The sequence below is a fragment of the Pseudomonas sp. NPDC090233 genome (genome assembly GCF_044772285.1).
In the GTDB taxonomy this organism is placed as follows: Bacteria; Pseudomonadota; Gammaproteobacteria; order Pseudomonadales; family Pseudomonadaceae; genus Aquipseudomonas.
In genome coordinates this window covers 260,239-281,253 of record NZ_JBIVYQ010000005.1, presented here as the reverse complement: position 1 = coordinate 281,253, position 21,015 = coordinate 260,239, and the positions used below count along the sequence as shown (strand labels likewise).

18 protein-coding genes and 4 tRNA genes are annotated in these 21,015 nt (G+C 63.0%); 21 read left to right on the top strand and 1 reads right to left on the bottom strand.

The window, feature by feature from the left end; genetic code table 11:
* Window positions 1–45: 45 nt before the first annotated feature.
* Window positions 46–924 (bottom strand): LysR family transcriptional regulator, encoded by an 879-nt coding sequence (locus tag ACIQUF_RS15825; RefSeq protein WP_403132979.1) that lies wholly within the window; start codon window positions 922–924, stop codon window positions 46–48.
* A gap of 129 nt (window positions 925–1,053) precedes the next feature.
* Between ACIQUF_RS15825 and leuC the strand changes: the two genes are divergently transcribed.
* The 21 genes from leuC to ACIQUF_RS15720 all read left to right on the top strand — a co-directional run bounded on the left by leuC (window position 1,054) and on the right by ACIQUF_RS15720 (window position 20,925).
* On the top strand, window positions 1,054–2,487 hold the full coding sequence (gene leuC, locus ACIQUF_RS15820) for a 3-isopropylmalate dehydratase large subunit (RefSeq protein ID WP_400799055.1): 1,434 nt from the start codon (window positions 1,054–1,056) through the stop codon (window positions 2,485–2,487).
* The gene (gene leuD, locus ACIQUF_RS15815) at window positions 2,484–3,128 is read left to right on the top strand and encodes a 3-isopropylmalate dehydratase small subunit (protein WP_403132977.1); all 645 of its coding nucleotides are present in this window, start codon (window positions 2,484–2,486) and stop codon (window positions 3,126–3,128) included. The genes leuC and leuD overlap by 4 nt, the downstream gene beginning before the upstream one ends.
* A 60-nt stretch (window positions 3,129–3,188) precedes the next feature.
* Entirely contained in the window at window positions 3,189–3,953 is a 765-nt protein-coding gene (locus ACIQUF_RS15810) for a class I SAM-dependent methyltransferase (RefSeq protein WP_403132975.1), read from the top strand.
* Window positions 3,954–4,007: 54 nt separating this feature from the next.
* The gene (leuB, locus tag ACIQUF_RS15805; RefSeq protein ID WP_403132972.1) at window positions 4,008–5,090 is read left to right on the top strand and encodes a 3-isopropylmalate dehydrogenase; all 1,083 of its coding nucleotides are present in this window, start codon (window positions 4,008–4,010) and stop codon (window positions 5,088–5,090) included.
* Between the two features lie 63 nt (window positions 5,091–5,153).
* Window positions 5,154–6,266 carry an aspartate-semialdehyde dehydrogenase gene (gene asd / locus ACIQUF_RS15800; protein WP_401073583.1) on the top strand — a complete coding sequence of 371 codons (1,113 nt, stop codon included), beginning with the start codon at window positions 5,154–5,156 and terminating at the stop codon, window positions 6,264–6,266.
* A 207-nt stretch (window positions 6,267–6,473) separates the two neighbouring features.
* Entirely contained in the window at window positions 6,474–7,478 is a 1,005-nt protein-coding gene (locus ACIQUF_RS15795) for an aspartate-semialdehyde dehydrogenase (protein ID WP_403132969.1), read from the top strand.
* 70 nt (window positions 7,479–7,548) lie between these two features.
* The gene (locus ACIQUF_RS15790) at window positions 7,549–10,221 is read left to right on the top strand and encodes a FimV/HubP family polar landmark protein (protein ID WP_403132967.1); all 2,673 of its coding nucleotides are present in this window, start codon (window positions 7,549–7,551) and stop codon (window positions 10,219–10,221) included.
* Window positions 10,222–10,314: 93 nt separating this feature from the next.
* Window positions 10,315–11,160 carry a tRNA pseudouridine(38-40) synthase TruA gene (truA, locus tag ACIQUF_RS15785; protein WP_403132964.1) on the top strand — a complete coding sequence of 282 codons (846 nt, stop codon included), beginning with the start codon at window positions 10,315–10,317 and terminating at the stop codon, window positions 11,158–11,160.
* Window positions 11,161–11,220: 60 nt separating this feature from the next.
* Window positions 11,221–11,841, top strand: a complete 621-nt coding sequence (locus tag ACIQUF_RS15780) for a phosphoribosylanthranilate isomerase (protein ID WP_403132963.1) — start codon at window positions 11,221–11,223, stop codon at window positions 11,839–11,841.
* 223 nt (window positions 11,842–12,064) lie between these two features.
* Complete coding sequence (gene accD / locus ACIQUF_RS15775) at window positions 12,065–12,958, top strand: acetyl-CoA carboxylase, carboxyltransferase subunit beta (protein ID WP_403132962.1); 894 nt, start codon at window positions 12,065–12,067, stop codon at window positions 12,956–12,958.
* Window positions 12,958–14,244, top strand: coding sequence for a bifunctional tetrahydrofolate synthase/dihydrofolate synthase (folC, locus tag ACIQUF_RS15770; RefSeq protein WP_403132960.1), 1,287 nt, complete (start codon window positions 12,958–12,960; stop codon window positions 14,242–14,244). Before accD ends, folC begins: the two co-directional genes overlap by 1 nt.
* A gap of 4 nt (window positions 14,245–14,248) precedes the next feature.
* Window positions 14,249–14,899 (top strand): SPOR domain-containing protein, encoded by a 651-nt coding sequence (locus ACIQUF_RS15765; protein WP_403132958.1) that lies wholly within the window; start codon window positions 14,249–14,251, stop codon window positions 14,897–14,899.
* Window positions 14,900–15,071: 172 nt separating this feature from the next.
* Window positions 15,072–15,629, top strand: coding sequence for a CvpA family protein (locus tag ACIQUF_RS15760; protein ID WP_400799088.1), 558 nt, complete (start codon window positions 15,072–15,074; stop codon window positions 15,627–15,629).
* 42 nt (window positions 15,630–15,671) lie between these two features.
* Window positions 15,672–17,177: an amidophosphoribosyltransferase gene (purF, locus tag ACIQUF_RS15755; protein ID WP_400799091.1), complete on the top strand. Its 1,506-nt coding sequence runs from the start codon at window positions 15,672–15,674 to the stop codon at window positions 17,175–17,177.
* A gap of 16 nt (window positions 17,178–17,193) precedes the next feature.
* The gene (locus ACIQUF_RS15750; RefSeq protein WP_403132955.1) at window positions 17,194–18,405 is read left to right on the top strand and encodes an O-succinylhomoserine sulfhydrylase; all 1,212 of its coding nucleotides are present in this window, start codon (window positions 17,194–17,196) and stop codon (window positions 18,403–18,405) included.
* A complete protein-coding gene (locus tag ACIQUF_RS15745) occupies window positions 18,402–19,175 on the top strand; it encodes an SDR family oxidoreductase (protein ID WP_403132952.1) in 774 nt (257 codons plus the stop codon). Before ACIQUF_RS15750 ends, ACIQUF_RS15745 begins: the two co-directional genes overlap by 4 nt.
* A 148-nt stretch (window positions 19,176–19,323) precedes the next feature.
* Window positions 19,324–19,399, top strand: a tRNA-Val gene (locus ACIQUF_RS15740).
* A gap of 67 nt (window positions 19,400–19,466) precedes the next feature.
* Window positions 19,467–19,543 (top strand) — tRNA-Asp (locus ACIQUF_RS15735).
* Between the two features lie 100 nt (window positions 19,544–19,643).
* Window positions 19,644–19,720 (top strand) — tRNA-Asp (locus tag ACIQUF_RS15730).
* Between the two features lie 138 nt (window positions 19,721–19,858).
* Window positions 19,859–19,935 (top strand) — tRNA-Asp (locus ACIQUF_RS15725).
* Between the two features lie 189 nt (window positions 19,936–20,124).
* A complete protein-coding gene (locus ACIQUF_RS15720; RefSeq protein WP_403132949.1) occupies window positions 20,125–20,925 on the top strand; it encodes a DUF2242 domain-containing protein in 801 nt (266 codons plus the stop codon).
* The last annotated feature ends 90 nt before the right edge of the window (window positions 20,926–21,015 follow it).

Below are 21,015 nucleotides of genomic sequence, written 5' to 3'. Positions count from 1 at the left end.
GGCGTTTACGCGTCCATGAGTTGGAAGTGCCGGGCTGACGACCGGTCAGGCGGACCCTGCGTGGCTGTCGAGCAGGGCCATGAAGGCCCGGGCGGCGTTCGACAGCGTTCGCTCGGTATGCAGTATGTAGCCTAGCTGGCGTGACAGCTGTATGCCGGGCAAAGCGATGGGTGCGACCTGATCATCCAGCATAGTTCGCGGCAGCACGCTCCAGGCCAGGCCGATCGAGACCATCATCTTGATGGTTTCCAGGTAGTTGGTGCTCATGGCGATGTTCGGGGTCAGGCCCTGGCTTTCAAACAGGCGTTGCACGATGTGATGGGTAAAGGTGTTGCCGCCGGGGAATACCGCCGGGTGGCGGGCGACGTCGGCAAGGCTGACCTGGGTATTGCTGGCCAGTGGGTGTTCTGGGGCGGCGACAAAGTCCAGGGCGTCATCCCATACCGGGACCGCCTTGACCAGGTGATGAGGGTCGGGTGCCAGGGTGATTACTGCGATTTCTGCGCGACCATGCAGAATCTCGTCGTAGGCCGCTTCTGAATCGAGGAACTGAATATCCAGCGCCACCGCCGGGTATTGACGGGTGAACGCCCGCAACAGCGGGGGCAGGCGGTGCAGGCCGATGTGGTGACTGGTGGCGAGGGTCAGGCGACCACTCACCTCCCCAGTCAAATTGGTCAAGGCGCGTCGGGTATCATCAAGGACATTGAGAATCTGGTAAGCGCGTGGCAGCAGGGCGCGGCCGGCTTCGGTCAGGGTCACTTCACGGCCCAGACGGTCGAACAGGCGTACATCCAGCTGTTGTTCGAGCCCGGCGATGCGTTTGCTGATGGCTGGCTGGGTCAGGTGCAGGCGTTCGCCGGCTCCGGAAAAGCTGCCGGTCTCGGCAATGGCGATGAAGGCACTCAGGTTGGCCATGTCCATCTTTGAATTCCTGATGGTTATGCAAAGCATGAAAATTATGAATTTGAGTTATTCAATCTATCGCCATAGCATCGTCCGTACAAGCCAAGGGGTCTTTGGCATAGAAAGACGCTGATGAGGAACAGTCTGATGGCTGGCAAAACGCTCTACGACAAACTCTGGGAAGCCCATGAGGTCAAGCGCCGTGATGACGGCTCGTCCTTGATCTACATCGACCGCCATATCATTCATGAAGTGACGTCGCCCCAGGCCTTCGAAGGCCTGCGCCTGGCCAACCGCAAGCCATGGCGCATCGATGCCAACATCGCCACCCCCGACCACAACGTGCCGACCACGCCGGAACGCAAGGGCGGTATCGACGCCATCGTCGACCAGGTGTCGCGCCTCCAGGTGCAGACCCTCGATGAGAACTGTGACGAATACGGCATCGTCGAATTCAAGATGAATGACGTTCGCCAGGGCATCGTTCACGTCATCAGCCCGGAGCAGGGCGCCACCTTGCCCGGCATGACCGTGGTCTGCGGCGACTCGCACACCTCCACCCACGGCGCCTTCGGTGCCCTGGCCCACGGCATCGGCACCTCCGAGGTCGAGCACGTGCTCGCCACCCAGTGCCTGGTCGCCAAGAAGATGAAGAACATGCTGGTGCGCGTCGAAGGCAAATTGCCTGCCGGCGTCACCGCCAAGGACATCGTGCTGGCCGTGATCGGCAAGATCGGCACCGCCGGTGGCAACGGCCACGCCATGGAGTTCGCGGGCAGTGCCATCCGCGAGCTGTCCATGGAAGGCCGCATGACCATCTGCAACATGTCCATCGAAGCCGGTGCCCGGGTGGGCCTGGTTGCGACCGATGCCACCACCGTTGCCTACGTCGAAGGCCGTCCTTACGCGCCCAAAGGCGAGCAGTGGGAGCGTGCGGTCGAGTCGTGGAAAGACCTGGTTTCCGATGCCGATGCGGTGTTCGACACCGTGGTCGAGCTCGACGCGGCCGACATCAAGCCGCAGGTCAGCTGGGGCACTTCGCCGGAGATGGTCCTGGCCGTCGACCAGCGTGTGCCGGATCCGGCCGCCGAGGCCGACCTGGTCAAGCGTGGTTCCATTGAGCGCGCCTTGAAGTACATGGGCCTGAGCGCCAATCAGGCAATCACCGACATCCACCTGGACCGCGTGTTTATCGGCTCCTGCACCAACTCGCGGATCGAAGACCTGCGCGCTGCGGCAGAAATCGCCAAGGGTCGCAAGGTTGCCGCTACCGTCAAACAAGCCATCGTCGTGCCGGGCTCTGGCCTGGTCAAGGCGCAGGCTGAGCGTGAAGGTTTGGACAAGATCTTCCTTGAAGCTGGTTTTGAATGGCGTGAGCCGGGCTGCTCGATGTGCCTGGCGATGAACCCGGACCGCCTGGAAAGCGGCGAGCACTGCGCGTCCACTTCCAACCGCAACTTCGAAGGCCGTCAGGGCGCCGGTGGCCGTACCCACCTGGTCAGCCCGGCCATGGCCGCCGCTGCCGCAGTGACCGGCCACTTCATCGATGTCCGCGAGTTGATCCAAGGGAGCGCAGCATGAAAGCCTTTACCCAGCACACCGGCCTCGTCGCGCCATTGGACCGTGCCAACGTCGACACCGACCAGATCATTCCCAAGCAGTTTCTCAAGTCGATCAAACGCACCGGCTTTGGCCCCAACCTGTTCGACGAGTGGCGTTACCTGGATGTGGGCCAGCCCTACCAGGACAACAGCAAGCGCCCCCTGAACGAGGAGTTCGTGCTCAACCACGCGCGTTACCAGGGTGCCAGCGTGCTGTTGGCGCGGGAAAACTTTGGCTGTGGTTCGAGCCGTGAGCATGCCCCATGGGCGCTGGACGAATATGGCTTCCGCAGCGTGATCGCGCCGAGCTTTGCCGACATCTTCTTCAACAACAGCTTCAAGAACGGCCTGTTGCCGATCATCCTGAGCGATGAGGAAGTCGATGAGTTGTTCAAGCAGGTAGAAGCCAACCCCGGCTATCAGCTGACCATCGACCTGCAGGCGCAGGCGGTGACCCGCCCGGACGGCAAGGTGTTGCATTTCGAAATCGATGCGTTCCGCAAGCACTGCCTGCTCAACGGCCTCGACGATATTGGCCTGACGTTGCAGGACGATGAGGCCATCAAGGCGTTCGAGGGCAAGCACCGTGCGGCGCAGCCTTGGCTGTTTCGAGACGCCTGAATGATGTAACCCTTGCGTCCCTTTCGCGGATCGGCACCCCATGAAACAAGGATCGACTACATGACCAGCACCACCCACACCGACGTGGTCCAACGCCAGTTTGGCGAGCAGGCCAGTGCCTACCTCAGCAGCGCCGTGCACGCCCAGGGCAGCGAATTCGCCCTGCTGCAGGCCGAGCTGGCGGGGCAGGGTGCGGCGCGTGTGCTGGACCTGGGTTGCGGCGCCGGTCATGTCAGCTTCCACGTCGCGCCCCTGGTGGCGCAGGTGGTCGCCTACGACCTGTCGCAATCGATGCTCGACGTCGTCGCCAGCGCCGCTGCCGAGCGCGGTCTGGGCAATATCACCACCGAGCGCGGCGCCGCCGAGCGCCTGCCGTTCGCCGATGCTTCGTTCGATTTCGTCTTCAGCCGTTATTCGGCGCACCACTGGAGCGACCTGGGCGTGGCCCTGCGCGAAGTGCGCCGGGTGCTGAAACCGGGCGGCGTGGCGGCGTTCATCGACGTGATGTCGCCTGGCAGCCCGTTGCTCGATACCTATTTGCAAACGGTCGAAGTGCTGCGCGACACCAGTCATGTGCGCGATTATTCTGCCGCCGAATGGCAGCGTCAGGTCAGCGAGGCCGGCCTGCATGCCCGCAGCCATACCCGTCAGCGCCTGCGCCTGGAGTGGAATTCGTGGGTCGAGCGCATGCGCACACCCGAGCCACTGCGGGTGGCGATCCGCCAATTGCAGCAAGCGATGGGCGAAGAAGTGCGGCAGTATTACCAGATCGAAACCGATGGCTCGTTCAGCACTGATGTCATCGTGCTGTGGGCCGAGCGCTGAGTTTTTTTCGGTGCGGCCGAACGGGCCACACCGCTTGAATGGATAGAGGAAAGCATGAGCAAGCAGATTCTGATTCTCCCAGGTGATGGCATTGGTCCGGAAATCATGGCCGAGGCGGTCAAGGTGCTGGCGCTGGCCAATGACAAGTTCCAGCTCGATTTGAATCTCGAACACGACGTGATCGGCGGCGCGGCCATCGACAAGCACGGCGTGCCGCTGGCCGACGAGACCCTGGAGCGTGCACGCAAGGCCGATGCCGTGCTGCTGGGTGCCGTGGGCGGCCCGAAGTGGGACAAGATCGAGCGTGATATCCGCCCGGAGCGCGGCCTGCTGAAAATCCGTTCGCAGTTGGGCCTGTTCGCCAACCTGCGCCCGGCCATCCTCTACCCGCAACTGGCCGATGCCTCGTCGCTGAAGCCGGAAATCGTCTCGGGTCTGGATATCCTCATCGTCCGTGAGCTGACTGGCGGCATCTACTTCGGTGCGCCGCGTGGCCAGCGCGAACTGCAAGGCGGCGAGCGCCAGGCTTACGACACCCTGCCGTACAGCGAAAGCGAAGTGCGCCGCATCGCCCGTGTCGGCTTCGACATGGCCCGTGTGCGTGGCAAGAAGTTGTGCTCGGTGGATAAAGCCAACGTCCTGGCCTCCAGCCAGCTGTGGCGCGAAGTGGTCGAGGAGGTCGCCAAGGACTACCCGGACGTCGAGCTGAGCCACATGTACGTCGACAACGCCGCCATGCAGCTGGTGCGCGCACCCAAGCAATTCGACGTGGTGGTCACCGACAACATGTTCGGTGACATCCTGTCGGATGAAGCTTCCATGCTCACCGGTTCCATCGGCATGCTGCCTTCGGCGTCGCTGGATGCCGACAACAAGGGCATGTACGAGCCTTGCCATGGCTCGGCGCCGGACATTGCCGGGCAGGGCATCGCCAACCCGCTGGCGACCATCCTGTCGGTGTCGATGATGCTGCGCTACAGCTTCAATCAGACAGCCGCCGCCGAGGCGATCGAGCAGGCTGTGAGCGAGGTGCTGGACCAGGGCCTGCGCACTGGCGACATCTTCTCGCAAGGTTGCACCAAAGTAGGCACGCAGGAAATGGGCGACGCAGTAGTCGCAGCGCTGCGGAATCTGTAATCTCTCTGGCCCGCCACCGTTTTTGGTCGGTGGCGGCCCACTTTTAGCAAAGGTGTAGTTGCGATGAAACGTGTAGGTCTGATCGGTTGGCGCGGTATGGTCGGTTCCGTGCTCATGCAGCGGATGCTGGAGGAGCAGGACTTCGACCTTATCGAGCCGGTGTTCTTCACCACCTCCAATGTCGGTGGCCAGGGCCCGAACGTGGGCAAGGATATTGCGCCGCTCAAGGACGCGTATTCGATTGAAGAACTCAAGACCCTCGACGTGATCCTGACCTGCCAGGGCGGCGACTACACCAACGAGGTCTTCCCCAAGCTGCGTGAAGCAGGCTGGCAGGGTTACTGGATCGACGCCGCCTCGTCGCTGCGCATGCAGGACGATGCCGTGATCGTGCTCGACCCGGTCAACCGCAAGGTGATCGACCAGCAGCTCGATGCCGGTACCAAGAACTACATCGGCGGCAACTGCACCGTCAGCCTGATGCTGATGGGCCTGGGCGGCCTGTTCGAAGCCGGCCTGGTCGAGTGGATGAGCGCCATGACCTACCAGGCGGCCTCCGGTGCCGGCGCGCAGAACATGCGCGAGTTGATCAAGCAGATGGGCGCAACCCACGCTGCCGTGGCTGACGATCTGGCCAACCCGGCCGCCGCCATCCTCGACATCGACCGCAAGGTCGCCGAGGCCATGCGCAGCGAAGCCTACCCGACCGAGAACTTCGGCGTTCCGCTGGCCGGTAGCCTGATCCCGTGGATCGACAAGGAACTGCCGAACGGCCAGAGCCGCGAAGAGTGGAAGGCCCAGGCCGAAACCAACAAGATCCTCGGTCGCTTCAAGAGCCCGATCCCGGTCGATGGCATCTGCGTGCGCATTGGCGCCATGCGCTGCCACAGCCAGGCACTGACCATCAAGCTGAACAAAGACGTACCGCTGGCCGATATCGAAGGCATGATCAGCCAGCACAACCCTTGGGTGAAGCTGGTGCCGAATCAGCGTGAGATCAGCATGCAGGAGCTGAGCCCGACCAACGTCACCGGTACCCTGAACATTCCGGTGGGTCGTCTGCGCAAGCTGAACATGGGCTCTCAGTATCTGGGCGCATTCACCGTCGGCGACCAGCTGCTGTGGGGTGCTGCCGAACCGCTGCGGCGCATGCTGCGGATCCTGCTGGAGCGTTGATCGCTACTCGGTCTGACCGAAAACCCGTACTGGTGACAGTGCGGGTTTTTTTTATGCCTGTGCCGGCCTCTTCGCGGCTAAAGCCGCTCCCACTGGAAAGTGCATCCCAGTGGGAGCGGCTTTAGCCGCGAAGAGGCCAGCACAGACAAACACCTACAATCCAAGTAAAGTGCCGCCCCCCGCCGTTTCAGCAAAAGGACCCCCTCCATGACCCAACCCCTGGACATCGCCGTCGTAGGCGCCACCGGTAGTGTCGGTGAAACCCTCGTACAGATTCTCGAAGAACTGAGTTTCCCGGTCGGCACCCTGCACCTGTTGGCCAGCATGGAGTCGGCAGGCAGCAGCGTGATGTTCGTGGGCAAGAAGATCAAAGTCCGTGAAGTCGACAGTTTCGACTTCGCCCAGGTAAAACTGGCTTTCTTCGCTGCCAGCCCTGCCGTCAGCCGCAGTTTCGCGAGCAAGGCGCAGCAGGCCGGTTGCAATGTCATCGACCTGTCCGGCGGCCTGGATGACGCGGTTGCCGTAGTGCCGGAAGCCAATGCCAATAGCATCGCGAACCTCAAGCTGCCAGCGCGTCTGTCCAGCCCCAGCTCTGCAGCGGTGGCCCTTGCCGTCGCGCTGGCGCCGCTCAAAGGCCTGCTGGACATCGACCGGGTGCAGGTGATGGCCGCCCTGGCGGTCTCTGCCCAAGGCCGCGAAGCGGTCAGCGAACTGGCCCGGCAAACGGCCGAATTGCTCAACGCTCGTCCGTTGGAGCCGCGTTTCTTCGATCGCCAGGTGGCCTTCAATGTGCTTGCTCAGGTCGGCAGTGTCGACGAGCAGGGCCACACGGGTTTGGAGCAGCGTCTTGTCCGTGAGCTGCGTGGGCTGCTGGGGCAGCCTGAGCTGAAGATTTCCGTGAGCTGCATTCAAGTCCCGGTGTTTTTCGGCGATAGCTTCAGTGTGGCGGTGCAGAGCCGCAATTCGGTCGATCTGGAGGCGGTTAATAAGGCGCTGGAGATCGCTGACAGCGTCGAACTGGTTGAATGCGATGATTATCCAACCCCGGTAGGTGACGCAGTCGGCCAAGACGTGGTCTATGTTGGTCGTGTACGTCATGGTGTCGATGAAGACCAGCAGCTCAACCTGTGGCTGACCACCGACAACCTGCGCAAGGGCGCCGCGCTCAACGCCGTGCAGGTGGCGCAATTGTTGATTAAACACATGGCGTAAAAGATACTGACGAGCACTTTTGTCCTACACCGCACGCGGTTTTGGGACGATTCATACAAGGGAAGAGGTCATGCTTCGAATTCGCAAACTGGTTTTGGCCGTGGCGGCAGCGTCGGCGCTGTCGTCTGGCATGGCGAATGCCCTGGGGTTGGGTGAGCTGACGCTCAAGTCGGCGCAGAACCAGCCGCTGGACGCCGAGATCGAATTGCTCGATGTGCGCGACCTCTCCGCAGCAGAAGTGGCGCCGAGCCTGGCGCCGCCAGAAGAGTTCAGCAAGGCTGGCGTGGCGTACCCCACCTACCTTGAGGACCTCACCTTCACCCCGGTGATCAACCCCAACGGCAAGAGCGTGCTGCGGGTTACCTCCAGCCAGCCGCTGCCCGGCACGGTGGTCAAGTTCCTGGTCCAGGTGATGTGGCCCCAGGGCCGTCTGCTGCGTGACTACAGTGTTTTGCTCGATCAGGCCAAGGCCCAGGGCGAGCAGCCAGCCGCAGCCAACGTCACCCCGGCTACCAGCAGCGCTGGCAGCTACACCACCAAGCGCCGCGACACTTTGTGGCAGATCGCCGCGCGCAATACTCAGGGTGGCGGCTCTGTGCAACAGACCATGATTGCCATCCAGGCGCTGAACCCGGACGCCTTCATCGGCAATAACATCAACCAGTTGAAAATCGGCCAGGTGTTGCGCCTGCCCGATCAGCAGCAGGTACAAAGCATCCCCCAGGGCGAGGCGAATCGTGAAGTGGCCGAGCAATACGCGGCCTGGCGTGAAGGCCGACGCCTGGGGCCGCGAGCCCGGCAGTTGGACGCCACTCGCCGTGGCTCCGCCGATGCGGCGCCGGAGCGTATCGCCCAGGGTGACAACCTGCGCCTGGTCAGCCCCGGCAACCAGGCTGGCGCTGGCGCCAAGGCGATCAACGACAAGCTGGCCGTGGCCCAGGAAAGCCTCGACACCAGCCGTCGTGACAACGACGAACTGAAAAGCCGGATGACCGACCTGCAGAGCCAGCTGGACAAGCTGCAGAAGTTGATCCAGCTGAAGAACGACCAGCTGGCCCGTCTGGAAGCACAGGGCGCCGCTACCGATACTGCGCCTGTCGCGAGCTTGCCTGGCGAAGCGGCCCCGGCGCAGCCTGCGGACAATGCCCAGGTACCGCCCGCCGAGCCAGTCGTGACCCCGGCGCCTGCAGCTGTCGACACCGCACCTGAAACACCGCCGGCTGCCGAAACTGCACCGGCCGCCGAACAGCCGAGCGCGCTGGATGAGCTGCTGGCCAATCCCGTCATGCTGGGCCTGATCGCGGGGTCGGCATTCCTTGTGCTCGTGCTGCTGCTGTGGCTGCTGGCGCGCAAGCGCAAGGCTCAGCAAGAGGCCGAAAAACATCTGCGCATGGCGCGTGCGCTGTCCGAAGAAGGCGAGCGCAATCCCGATCTCGACCTGCCACCGAGCAGCTTCGATGAACTGGAGGTTTCTGCGCCGAGCGTAACCCTGTCGCCGGCCGTGGTTGCGGCATCGGCAGCGGCGGCCGTAGCGGCGGAGAAACCTGTTGCGCCAACCCCGGTCGAGGAATCGACGCTTGTCGTGGATCCGAACTCCGAACTGTTGGCCGAAGTCGATCAGAGCCTGGCCCGTGGGCGCCTGAACCATGCTGCCGACCTGCTGGAAACGGCCGTCGCGGCGCAGCCGGAGCATGACGGTCTGCGCCTGAAATTGATGGAAGTCTATGCCCGTCAGGGCGATCACAGCGCCTTTGTGGAGCAGGAGCGCAAGCTGCCTGGCAGCGACGACAACATCGCGCAGGTGAGTGGGCTCAAAGAGCGCTATCCGGCCATGCTGGGCGCCGCTGCGGTGGGCCTGGGGGCTGCGGCATTGGCTGCGGAGCTGGATGAGCAATATGTGCAGGACCTGCTGCAGGATCAGCCGCAAACGCCGGAAGCGGTCGAGCCTGAGCCTGAGGCGGAGCCAGCGCCCGAAGCGGTAGCCGAGGTTGACCCGGAGCCGCTCGTGGCACCTGAGCCGGAGCCTGCTGTCGATGACAGCGACCTCGACAGCGCCTTTGACCTGAGCCTCGATGACGATTTGCCGCTGAACGACCTCGAACCGCCGGTGCTGGATGACGCAGCCCTGGCGGAGCTGCAGGAAGAGGTGGAGCCGGCCGTACCTGACGCCGAGCCTCAAACCGATGCCGATGACGATTTCGAAGCGTTGCTGGCGCAGGCTCAGGCCGAGCCGCAAAGCGTCGACGACCTCGCCGACTTCGACCTGGATATCGGTGAGCCGAGCCTCCCCGAGGCGGCCGATGAAGCGCCGGTGGACGTCGCTGCGGAGCTCGCTGCGTTCGATTCGATCCCCGAGTTCGACCCGATTTCCGAGCTTGAGCTGCCGGAAGACTTCGACCTGTCACTGTCGCTGGACGACCAGTCGCCAGCCGCCAAGAACTTTGCCTCGGAGCTGAGCGACGTCAACGCCGAACTCGACAAGTTGTCGCAGAACCTCGAATCGCCCTCGTTGGAGCCGCACTTCACCGCAGCAGATGCCGCGCTGGAGCCGGAGCCGCTGGACGATCTGGACTTCGACTTCTTCTCCGGCAGCGACGAAGTGGCCACCAAGCTCGACCTGGCGCGTGCCTACATCGACATGGGCGACCACCAGGGCGCCCGCGACATCCTCGACGAAGTGGTCAAGGATGGCGACGACACCCAGCGCTCCGAAGCCGAGGAGATGCTCTCGCGCCTGGTCTGATCCAGGTCGCGGTAGAACCAACGGCAGCCCAACAAGGCTGCCGTTGTCGTTATACTCCCCGCCATTCCGAATTACCCCACAGGTTTCACGCGCTTGGACATCATCGACACCGAATCGGCCGCCGCAGGCTTCACCCGCATCGCCCTGGGCGTGGAATACAAAGGCTCGCGCTACCGCGGTTGGCAGCGCCAGGCCAGCGGCGTGCCCAGCGTCCAGCAGGCGCTGGAACAAGCCCTGTCGAAAGTCGCCAACGAACCGATCAGCGTGGTTTGCGCCGGGCGCACCGATGCCGGCGTGCACGGCTGCGGGCAGATCGTGCATTTCGATACCCAGGCCGTCCGCGATGAGCGCGCCTGGACCTTGGGCACCAACTTCAACCTGCCCCACGACATCAGCGTGGTCTGGTCGCGGCCAATGCCGGCGGACTTTCATGCCCGCTTCAAGGCCACCGCCCGGCGCTATCGCTACGTGATCTACAACGACCCGATCCGCCCGGCTCACTTGGCTGAGGAAGTGACCTGGAACCACCGCCCACTGGATGTCGAGCGCATGGCCGAGGCCGCGCAGTACCTGCTCGGCACCCACGACTTCAGCGCGTTCCGCGCCAGCCAGTGTCAGGCCAAATCGCCGATCAAGCACATCCATCATCTGCGCGTGACCCGGCATGGCCAGATGATCGTGCTGGACGTGCGCGCCACCGCGTTCCTGCACCACATGGTGCGCAACATCGCCGGGGTGCTGATGACCATCGGTGCCGGCGAGCGGCCGGCGAGCTGGGCCCGTGAGGTGCTGGAAGGGCGCAACCGCCGCGAAGGCGGCGTCACGGCGCATCCGTATGGCCTGTACCTGGTGCAGGTGGAGTACCCGGAAGCCTTTGAGCTGCCACAACGTTACATTGGCCCACACTTTCTCACCGGCTACGAAGCGTTGGCCGACTGACGGGTGAAAAGGCTTTTGCTACCATCGGGCCTTTCAGGGATTTCTCAGGGTTTGCAGTCCATGAGCAACGTTCGCAGCAAGATCTGCGGGATTACCCGTATCGAAGACGCACTGGCCGCCGTGGAAGCGGGGGCTGATGCCATCGGCTTCGTGTTCTACGCCAAGAGCCCGCGTGCCGTTGACGTGCGCCAGGCGCGAGCGATCATCGCCGAGCTGCCGCCATTCGTGACCACGGTGGGCCTGTTCGTCAACGCCTCGCGCTGCGAACTCAACGAGATCCTCGAGGTGGTGCCGCTGGACCTGCTACAGTTCCACGGCGACGAAACCCCGGCCGATTGCGAGGGCTATCACAAGCCCTGGATCAAGGCGCTGCGGGTGCGTCCGGGGGACGATATCGAGGCAGCTTGCCGGCTTTATTCCGGCGCCCGTGGCATCCTGCTCGATACCTACGTTGCCGGCGTCCCGGGGGGGACCGGCGAGGCGTTCGACTGGTCGCTGGTGCCGGCACGGCTGAGCAAGCCGATCATTCTCGCTGGCGGGTTGTCTGCTGATAACGTTGGCCAGGCCATCGCGCAGGTCAAGCCTTACGCGGTGGATGTCAGTGGTGGCGTCGAGCAGGCAAAAGGCATCAAGGACGCCGCGAAAATCGAAGCGTTCATGCGCGCGGTCAAACAGGCGTGATGCCAGATGTGACGGCTGGCTGCGCGCCATCGTCCATAGCTATCGCAGCCCTGCGGGGTGGCTGCCGGCATGCCGGGCGGCCAAAGCACATATTGAAGGCGGCGCGGCGCGCAGGCAGCCCCTGTGGCCGAGCCGTCATCGTTTCATAGAAGACATTGAGCTCAAAGGGCAGGGCATGGCCGGCCAGACCGGTCCCCGCCCGCCAATACTGGAGAAATAAAGCATGAGCAACTGGTTAGTCGACAAACTGATCCCTTCGATCATGCGTTCCGAGGTGAAGAAGAGCTCGGTGCCAGAAGGCCTGTGGCACAAGTGCCCAGCCTGCGAGGCCGTGCTGTATCGTCCGGAGCTGGAAAAAACCCTGGATGTCTGCCCCAAGTGCAACCACCACATGCGCATCGGCGCCCGTGCGCGCATTGACATCTTCCTCGACGCCGAAGGCCGTGCCGAACTGGGCGCCGACCTGGAGCCAGTCGATCGCCTGAAGTTCCGTGACGGCAAGAAGTACAAGGACCGCCTGACCGGTGCGCAGAAGCAGACCGGCGAGAAAGACGCCCTGATCTCCATGAGCGGCACCCTGATGGGCATGCCGATCGTGGTCAGCGCCTTCGAGTTCTCGTTCATGGGTGGCTCGATGGGTGCCATCGTCGGTGAGCGTTTCGTTCGTGCTGCCAACTACGCCCTGGAAAACCGCTGCCCGATGATCTGCTTCTCGGCCTCCGGTGGTGCGCGCATGCAGGAAGCGCTGATCTCGCTGATGCAGATGGCCAAGACCTCGGCCGTGCTGGCGCGCCTGCGTGAAGAAGGCATTCCGTTCATCTCGGTGCTGACCGACCCGGTCTACGGCGGCGTTTCCGCCAGCCTGGCAATGCTTGGCGACGTCATCGTCGGTGAGCCTAAGGCGCTGATCGGCTTCGCTGGCCCGCGCGTGATCGAGCAGACCGTGCGTGAAAAACTGCCGGAAGGCTTCCAGCGCAGCGAGTTCCTGTTGGAGCACGGCGCCATCGACCTGATCATTTCGCGTGGCGATCTGCGTCCACGTCTGGCCCGCCTGCTGGCGCAGATGACCGGTCAGGAAACCCCTGCGCAGGCTCGTGAGGTCGACGCGGTCGCGTGATGAAACAACGAACCCTGGGCGAGTGGCTCGCCTACCTCGAACACCTGCACCCGTCGGCGATCGACATGGGGCTGGAACGTTCGCAACAGGTGCTTGCCCGGCTGGCGCTAGGCAAGCTGGCACCCCGTGTGGTGACGGTCACCGGCACCAACGGCAAAGGCTCGACCTGCGCGTTCGTGGCGTCACTGCTGCGTGCCCAGGGGCTCAAGGTTGGCGTATACAGCTCGCCACACCTGCTGCGCTACAACGAACGGGTGCTGATCGACGGCCATGAGGCCAGCGATGAGCGTCTGTGCGAAGCCTTCGCCGCCGTCGAAGCGGCGCGGGGCGAAATTTCGCTGACCTACTTCGAGATGGGTACCCTGGCGGCGTTCTGGCTGTTCTATCAGTCTGAGCTCGATGCCGTGGTGCTCGAAGTGGGGCTGGGTGGTCGCCTGGATACGGTGAACGTGGTCGATGCCGACTTGGCGCTGGTCACCAGTATCGGAGTCGATCATGTCGATTACCTGGGCGATACCCGTGAGATGGTGGCTTTCGAGAAAGCCGGCATCTTCCGCCAGGGCAAGCCGGCACTGTGCGGTGACCTGGATCCACCTCAGCCATTGCTGGACAAGGCCCGTGAATTGGCGGCGCCTTTGTTCCTGCGAGGCCGAGATTTCGATTTGACCAGCGACGCGCGTGGCTGGCACTGGCGTGGCACCACGGTCAACGGCGAACAGCTAGAGTTGCGCGACCTGCCGCTGCTCGACCTGCCAATGGAGAACGCCGCCCTGGCCCTGCAGGCCTACCTGCTGATGGATCTGCCCTGGGATGCCGGGCAGATCCGCCAGGCGCTGCTCGCTACCCGTATCACCGGGCGCCTGGATCGTCGTACCGTCAATTGGCACGGCAAGCGGGTGGAACTGCTGCTGGATGTGGGTCATAACCCCCATGCAGCTGAGTACCTGGCGCGTCGCCTGTCAGCGCGACCGCTCAAGGGCCGGCGCTTGGCTGTCTTCGGATTGCTGGCCGACAAAGACCTCGAAGGTGTCCTCGAACCCTTGCAGGGCCTGGTCGATGATTGGGCGGTCACCCCGTTGCAGTCGCCCCGCAGCCGTCCGGCCGCCGACCTTGCTGGCGCCTTGACGAACCGCGGGCTTGCGGTGAAGTCTTATGCCAGTGTCGACGCCGCCCTCGAAGGGCAGTGCGCGCAGGCGACGGCGGATGACCAGATCCTGCTGTTCGGTTCGTTTTTCTGTGTCGCCGAGGCCCTGGAATGGCTGGGGCGCCAGGCCCTGGAGGGGTGAGTAGATGGCAGTGCTGGACAAAGGGATGAAGCAGCGCATGGTGGGTGCGTTGGTGCTGGTGGCGCTGGCGGTGATCTTCCTGCCGATGCTGTTCACCCGCGAGGACGAGATGCGCCAGGTGCGCGTCGAAGCCCCGCAGGCCCCGGCAATGCCGACGCTGCCTGAAGTCAAGGTGGAGCCGGTTACGGTGCCCGAGCCGCAACCGCTGCCGGAAGAGCCACAGCAGCCGCCTGTGGTGGTCAATGAATCCACCGCGCCGGCAACCACGCCGAGCCAACCGATTACGCCCTCGCCGCAGACCCAGGTGCAACCCAAGGCCCAGACGCCGGTGCCGACCCCAGCACCCAAGGCTGCAACGCCAGCGCCAGCCCCTGCGGCCACGGCGACCGCGCCGTCGAAGGTCGATGTCAACGGCCTGCCGGTGAGCTGGTCGATCCAGTTGGCCAGCCTTTCCAATCGCGCGGGTGCCGAAAGCTTGCAGAATACGCTGCGTAGCCAGGGTTACAACGCTTACATCCGTTCGGCCGGTGGCATGAACCGGGTTTATGTCGGGCCGTTGATCGAGCGGGCCGAGGCCGAGCGCGTGCGCGATGCGATCAATCGCAAGCAGAATCTGAAAGGTTTCGTGGTGCGCTTCCAGCCTGAGCGCGGCTGACGCTTGAGAGGCATCGCTCCAATGCGCTTTTCTTGACTTCCGAGTCCACGAAAAGCCTGTGGGAGCGGGGCCGCGCCGTAATAAAGGCGCTGCCAAACGACCTGACATTCTGCTTACCCACAGCCCGCCGCTCTGGTAAAATGCGCCGCCTCAAACGTCTGCAGGCAGCACCGTGGCATTTACCTGGGTTGATTGGGCGATCATCGCGATCATCGCCGTTTCCACACTGATCAGTCTCAAGCGCGGCTTCGTCAAGGAAGCCTTGTCCCTGCTCATCTGGATCATTGCCGGTGCGGTCGCCTGGATGTTCGGCGGGTCGCTCTCGGTGTACCTTGAAAGCTATATCCAGACCCCGTCGATGCGCATCATCGCCGGTTGCGCGATTCTGTTCGTCGCCACCTTGCTGGTGGGGGCGATGGTCAATTTCCTGGTCGGCGAGCTGATCCGTGTTACCGGGCTTTCCGGCACCGATCGTTTTCTCGGCATGGCCTTCGGCGCCGCGCGCGGAGGCTTGCTTGTGGTGGTGGCCATCGGCCTGCTCAGCCTGGGCCCGGTGCAACAGGATCCCTGGTGGCAGGAATCTCGCCTGATACCACAATTTCTATTGGTAGCTGACTGGTCCAAAAACCTGATTCTGGGTTTCTCCAGCCAGTGGATGTCCAGTGGGATGATCAGCGCTCCAGCTGATCTTCCGTTCAAGGAACAGTTGCTCGGGCCTGCAAAGCCGTGAGCGCTATTCACTCAAGTTTCATCAAAGTAGGGGTTGCGTCGCATGTGTGGCATCGTCGGTATCGTCGGTAAGTCGAACGTCAATCAGGCGCTGTATGACGCGCTTACGGTCCTCCAGCACCGCGGCCAGGACGCTGCCGGTATCGTGACCAGCCACGACGGCCGGTTGTTCCTGCGCAAGGATAATGGCCTGGTGCGCGATGTCTTCCAGCAGCGCCACATGCAGCGCCTGGTAGGCCACATGGGTATCGGCCACGTCCGCTACCCGACTGCGGGCAGCTCGACTTCGGCCGAGGCCCAGCCGTTCTACGTCAACTCGCCGTACGGCATCACCCTGGCGCACAACGGCAACCTGACCAACGTCGAGCAGTTGGCCAAGGAGATCTACGAGTCCGACCTGCGCCACGTCAACACCAACTCCGATTCGGAAGTGCTGCTGAACGTGTTCGCCCATGAGCTGGCCGTGCGCGGCAAGCTGCAGCCGACCGAAGAAGACGTGTTCGCCGCGGTTTCCCACGTACACAGCCGCTGCGTCGGCGGTTACGCGGTGGTGGCGATGATTACCGGCTACGGCATCGTCGGCTTCCGCGACCCTAACGGCATCCGCCCGGTGGTGTTCGGCCAGCGTCACACCGACGAAGGCGTGGAATACATGATCGCCTCGGAAAGCGTGGCCCTGGACGTGCTCGGCTTCACCCTGATCCGCGACCTGGCGCCGGGCGAAGCGGTGTACATCACCGAAGAAGGCCAGCTGTACACCAAACAGTGCGCCGAAAGCCCGAAACTGCAGCCGTGCATCTTCGAACACGTCTACCTGGCCCGTCCTGACTCGATCATCGACGGTATCTCGGTGTACAAGGCGCGTCTGCGGATGGGCGAGAAGCTCGCCGACAAGATCATGCGCGAGCGCCCTGAGCACGACATCGACGTGGTCATCCCGATTCCGGACACCAGCCGCACCGCCGCGCTTGAGCTGGCCAACCGCCTGGGCGTCAAGTTCCGTGAAGGTTTCGTTAAGAACCGCTACATCGGCCGCACTTTCATCATGCCCGGCCAGGCCGCGCGCAAGAAGTCGGTGCGCCAGAAGCTCAACGCCATCGAATTGGAATTCCGCGGCAAGAACGTGATGCTGGTCGACGACTCGATCGTACGTGGCACCACTTGCAAGCAGATCATCCAGATGGCCCGCGAAGCCGGCGCGAAAAACGTCTACTTCTGCTCCGCCGCACCTGCGGTACGCTACCCCAACGTCTACGGCATCGACATGCCGAGCGCTCACGAACTGATCGCCCACAACCGTACCACCGAACAGGTGGCCGAGTTGATCGGCGCCGATTGGCTGATCTATCAGGACCTGCCGGACCTGATCGATTCGGTCGGTGGCGGCAAGATCAAGATCGAGCACTTCGATTGCGCGGTGTTCAACGGTGAATACGTCACCGGCGACATCGACGAAGCCTACCTCGATCGCATCGAGCAGGCCCGTAATGACCTGGCCAAGGTGAAGACCCAGGCGGTCAGCGCGATCATCGACCTCTACAACAACTGATTCAGGGAGCGACGGCATGACGGATCAATGGGATGCCGGGCGACTGGACAGCGACCTCGAGGGTGTCGGTTTCGACACCCTCGCGGTGCGTGCCGGTCAGAACCGCACACCGGAGGCGGAGCACAGCGAAGCGCTGTTCTTGACCTCCAGCTATGTTTTCCGCACGGCAGCCGATGCGGCCGCGCGCTTTGCCGGTGAAACCCCGGGCAACGTCTATTCGCGCTACACCAACCCGACCGTGCGTGCCTTCGAGGAGCGCCTGGCGGCCATGGAAGGCGCCGAGCAGGCCGTGGCCACCTCCACCGGCATGGCGGCGATCCTCGCCGTGGTCATGTCGCTGTGCAGCGCCGGTGACCATGTGCTGGTGTCGCAGAGCGTGTTCGGCTCGACCATCAGCCTGTTCGAGAAGTACTTCAAGCGCTTCGGCGTCGAGGTGGACTACGTGCCGCTGGTCGACCTGTCGGGTTGGGCGAAGGCCATCAAGGCCAACACCAAGCTGCTGATCGTCGAGTCGCCGTCCAACCCGCTGGCCGAGCTGGTCGATATCACCGCCCTCAGCGAAGTCGCCCATGCCCGTGGCGCCATGCTGGTGGTGGACAACTGCTTCAGCACCCCTGCGCTGCAGCAGCCGCTCAAGCTCGGTGCCGACATCGTGTTCCACTCGGCAACCAAGTTCATCGACGGCCAGGGCCGTTGCATGGGCGGTGTGGTGGCCGGGCGCTGCGAGCAGATGAAAGAAGTGGTGGGCTTCCTGCGCACCGCTGGCCCGACCCTCAGCCCGTTCAATGCCTGGATCTTCACCAAGGGCCTGGAAACCCTCAAGCTGCGCATGCGTGCGCACTGCGAGAGCGCCCAGCAGCTGGCCGAGTGGCTGGAGCAGCAGGACGGTATCGAGAAGGTGCACTACGCCGGCCTGCCAAGCCACCCGCAGCACGAACTGGCCAAGCGCCAGATGAGCGGCTTCGGTGCGGTGGTCAGCTTCGAGGTCAAAGGTGGCAAGGAAGGCGCCTGGCGCTTCATCGATGCCACCCGGGTGATCTCGATCACCACCAACCTGGGTGACAGCAAGACCACCATCGCGCACCCGGCCACCACCTCCCACGGCCGTTTGTCGCCGCAAGAGCGTGAGGCGGCGGGTATTCGTGACAGCCTGGTTCGCGTTGCTGTCGGCTTGGAAGACGTGGCCGACCTGCAAACGGACCTTGCACGTGGGCTGGCGGCACTGTGATCGAAATCAGGGGCGGTGCACCCGGCCATAACGGCCGGGTAGCTTTGGTCACGGGTGCCGCACGCGGCATTGGCCTGGGTATCGCCGCCTGGTTGATCTGCGAAGGCTGGCAGGTGGTGCTCAGCGACCTCGACCGCCCGCGCGGTGCCAAGGTCGCCAAGGCCCTGGGCGAGAACGCCTGGTTCATCACCATGGACGTTGCCGACGAGGACCAGGTCAGTGCCGGGGTTTCCGAGGTGCTGGGGCAATTCGGCCGTCTGGACGCGCTGGTGTGCAATGCGGCCATCGCCAACCCGCACAACCAGACTCTGGAAAGCCTGAGCCTGGCGCAATGGAATCGGGTGCTGGCGGTCAACCTCAATGGCCCGATGCTGTTGGCCAAGCACTGTGCGCCGTACCTGCGTGCGCACAATGGAGCGATCGTCAACCTGACCTCGACCCGTGCTCGGCAGTCCGAGCCGGATACCGAGGCCTACGCGGCAAGCAAGGGTGGCCTGGTGGCCTTGACCCACGCACTGGCCATGAGCCTGGGCCCGGAAATCCGCGTCAATGCGGTGAGCCCGGGCTGGATCGATGCACGTGACCCGTCCCAGCGCCGTGCCGAGCCGTTGACCGACGCCGACCATGCCCAGCACCCGACGGGCAGGGTAGGGACGGTGGAAGACGTTGCGGCGATGGTGTCCTGGTTGCTGTCACGCCAGGCCGCGTTCGTCACCGGCCAGGAATTCGTGGTCGATGGCGGCATGACCCGCAAGATGATCTACACCTGAGCATGATGCTGTCAGTGAAGGGGGCCGAAAGGCCTCTTTCACGTTTTTGCCTTTTTTGAAAAAAATTCAACGGGGCTATTGACTTAGCATCGGTACCTGCGTAAATTTCGCGGCCTCAGCGAAGCAAACGCAACAAGCAACATCGCGGGGGTGATTAGCTCAGCCGGGAGAGCATCTGCCTTACAAGCAGAGGGTCGGCGGTTCGATCCCGTCATCACCCACCACTTCCTGAGGCTGTTTCTAGCGCTGGATGTTTCTGATGAAGCAGCTGGCAAGAGAGAAACGCACTGCGCAGCGGTAGTTCAGTCGGTTAGAATACCGGCCTGTCACGCCGGGGGTCGCGGGTTCGAGTCCCGTCCGCTGCGCCATTTTTCAGTAACAGATGGGTGCCTGGCACCGGTCTGAAGTCGAAGGCAGATATGCCGGAGGCTGATCCCAGTTTCAATCGGGCGCAAGCCTGAACGATACGCAGCGGTAGTTCAGTCGGTTAGAATACCGGCCTGTCACGCCGGGGGTCGCGGGTTCGAGTCCCGTCCGCTGCGCCATCTTCGTTTCGAGGCCCCTTGAACGCCTCGAAGCAACAGGAAAAGCGATCATCGTGTCGCTTTTTTTGTGCCTGCCCTGAGGCCTTTGTGCCGGAAGGGCGGCTCCCAGTTCCAACCGGGCGCAAGCCTAAGCGATACGCAGCGGTAGTTCAGTCGGTTAGAATACCGGCCTGTCACGCCGGGGGTCGCGGGTTCGAGTCCCGTCCGCTGCGCCATCTTCGCCTCGAGGCCCCTTGAACGCCTCGAAGCAAAACGAGAAAGCGACCTTAGAGTCGCTTTTTTCGTTTCTGCGTCTGCACATTCGACATTTACACGATGCTGACAGACTCTTCACTGATGAACGGTTTCAGTGCAGGGGTGCTGTGAGGCACAATAGGCACCTCTCGACTTACCCGGAAATGGCAATGACCAGATCATCCGTCTTTGGTGCGCTCGGGCTGGCCCTGGTGCTGGCGGGCGTGTCCGGTTGCTCCTCGAAAAAAGCCGCCATCTACGAGCACGAAAACTTCGATGACTCGGGGACCTACTCGCGCAGCTTCCCGGTCAGCGAAGCCGGTACGTGCGAGGCCGCACGGCGTGCGCTGCTGAGCCAGGGCTACATCATTACCAGCAGTGGTACCAATCAGGTCGCTGGTAACAAGAGTTTCCAGCAGAACAGCGATAACCACCTGCAGATCAGCTTCAGCGTCACCTGTGCGCCTGACAGCAGCGACGAGCAGCGTTCGACCATGTTCGCTAACGCGCTGCAGGACCGTTATGCGCTGAAGAAGTCCAACACCTCTGCCAGCCTGGGTGTCGGCATATTGGGCTCGGTATCGATGCCGATCGGCTCCAGTGACGACTCCATGGTCAAGGTCGCCAGCGAGACGGTGACCGCGCCGCAGTTCTACGAGCGTTATTTCGCCTTGGTCGAAAGTTACTTGCCTAAACCCAAGAAGGTGAGCAAAGCCAAGCCTGAGGCGCCTGCGCCAAAGGTCGACAATCCAGCGCCAGCCCTTGGGCTGCCGGAGCAGGTCTCTGCTGCACCCGTGAGCGCTCCCGAAGCGCCGGCGGCAAATGCAATCGCGCCAGCAAGCGAGGCTGCAGCAGCGCCAGTCGTGGATGACAGTCAGAGTTCACAACCTGTTGCACCGCCCACTGAATCGGCGCCTATCCAGGTACAGCAGGATCCGCAGCCCACAGAGGCGACACCCGCTCCGCTTTAAGTGCGATCAGCCCGGTACAGACACTGTTACAGATGAGCGGCGATAAGTTCCTGAACACCTGCTACGTTTACCACTCATAAACTTGTCATC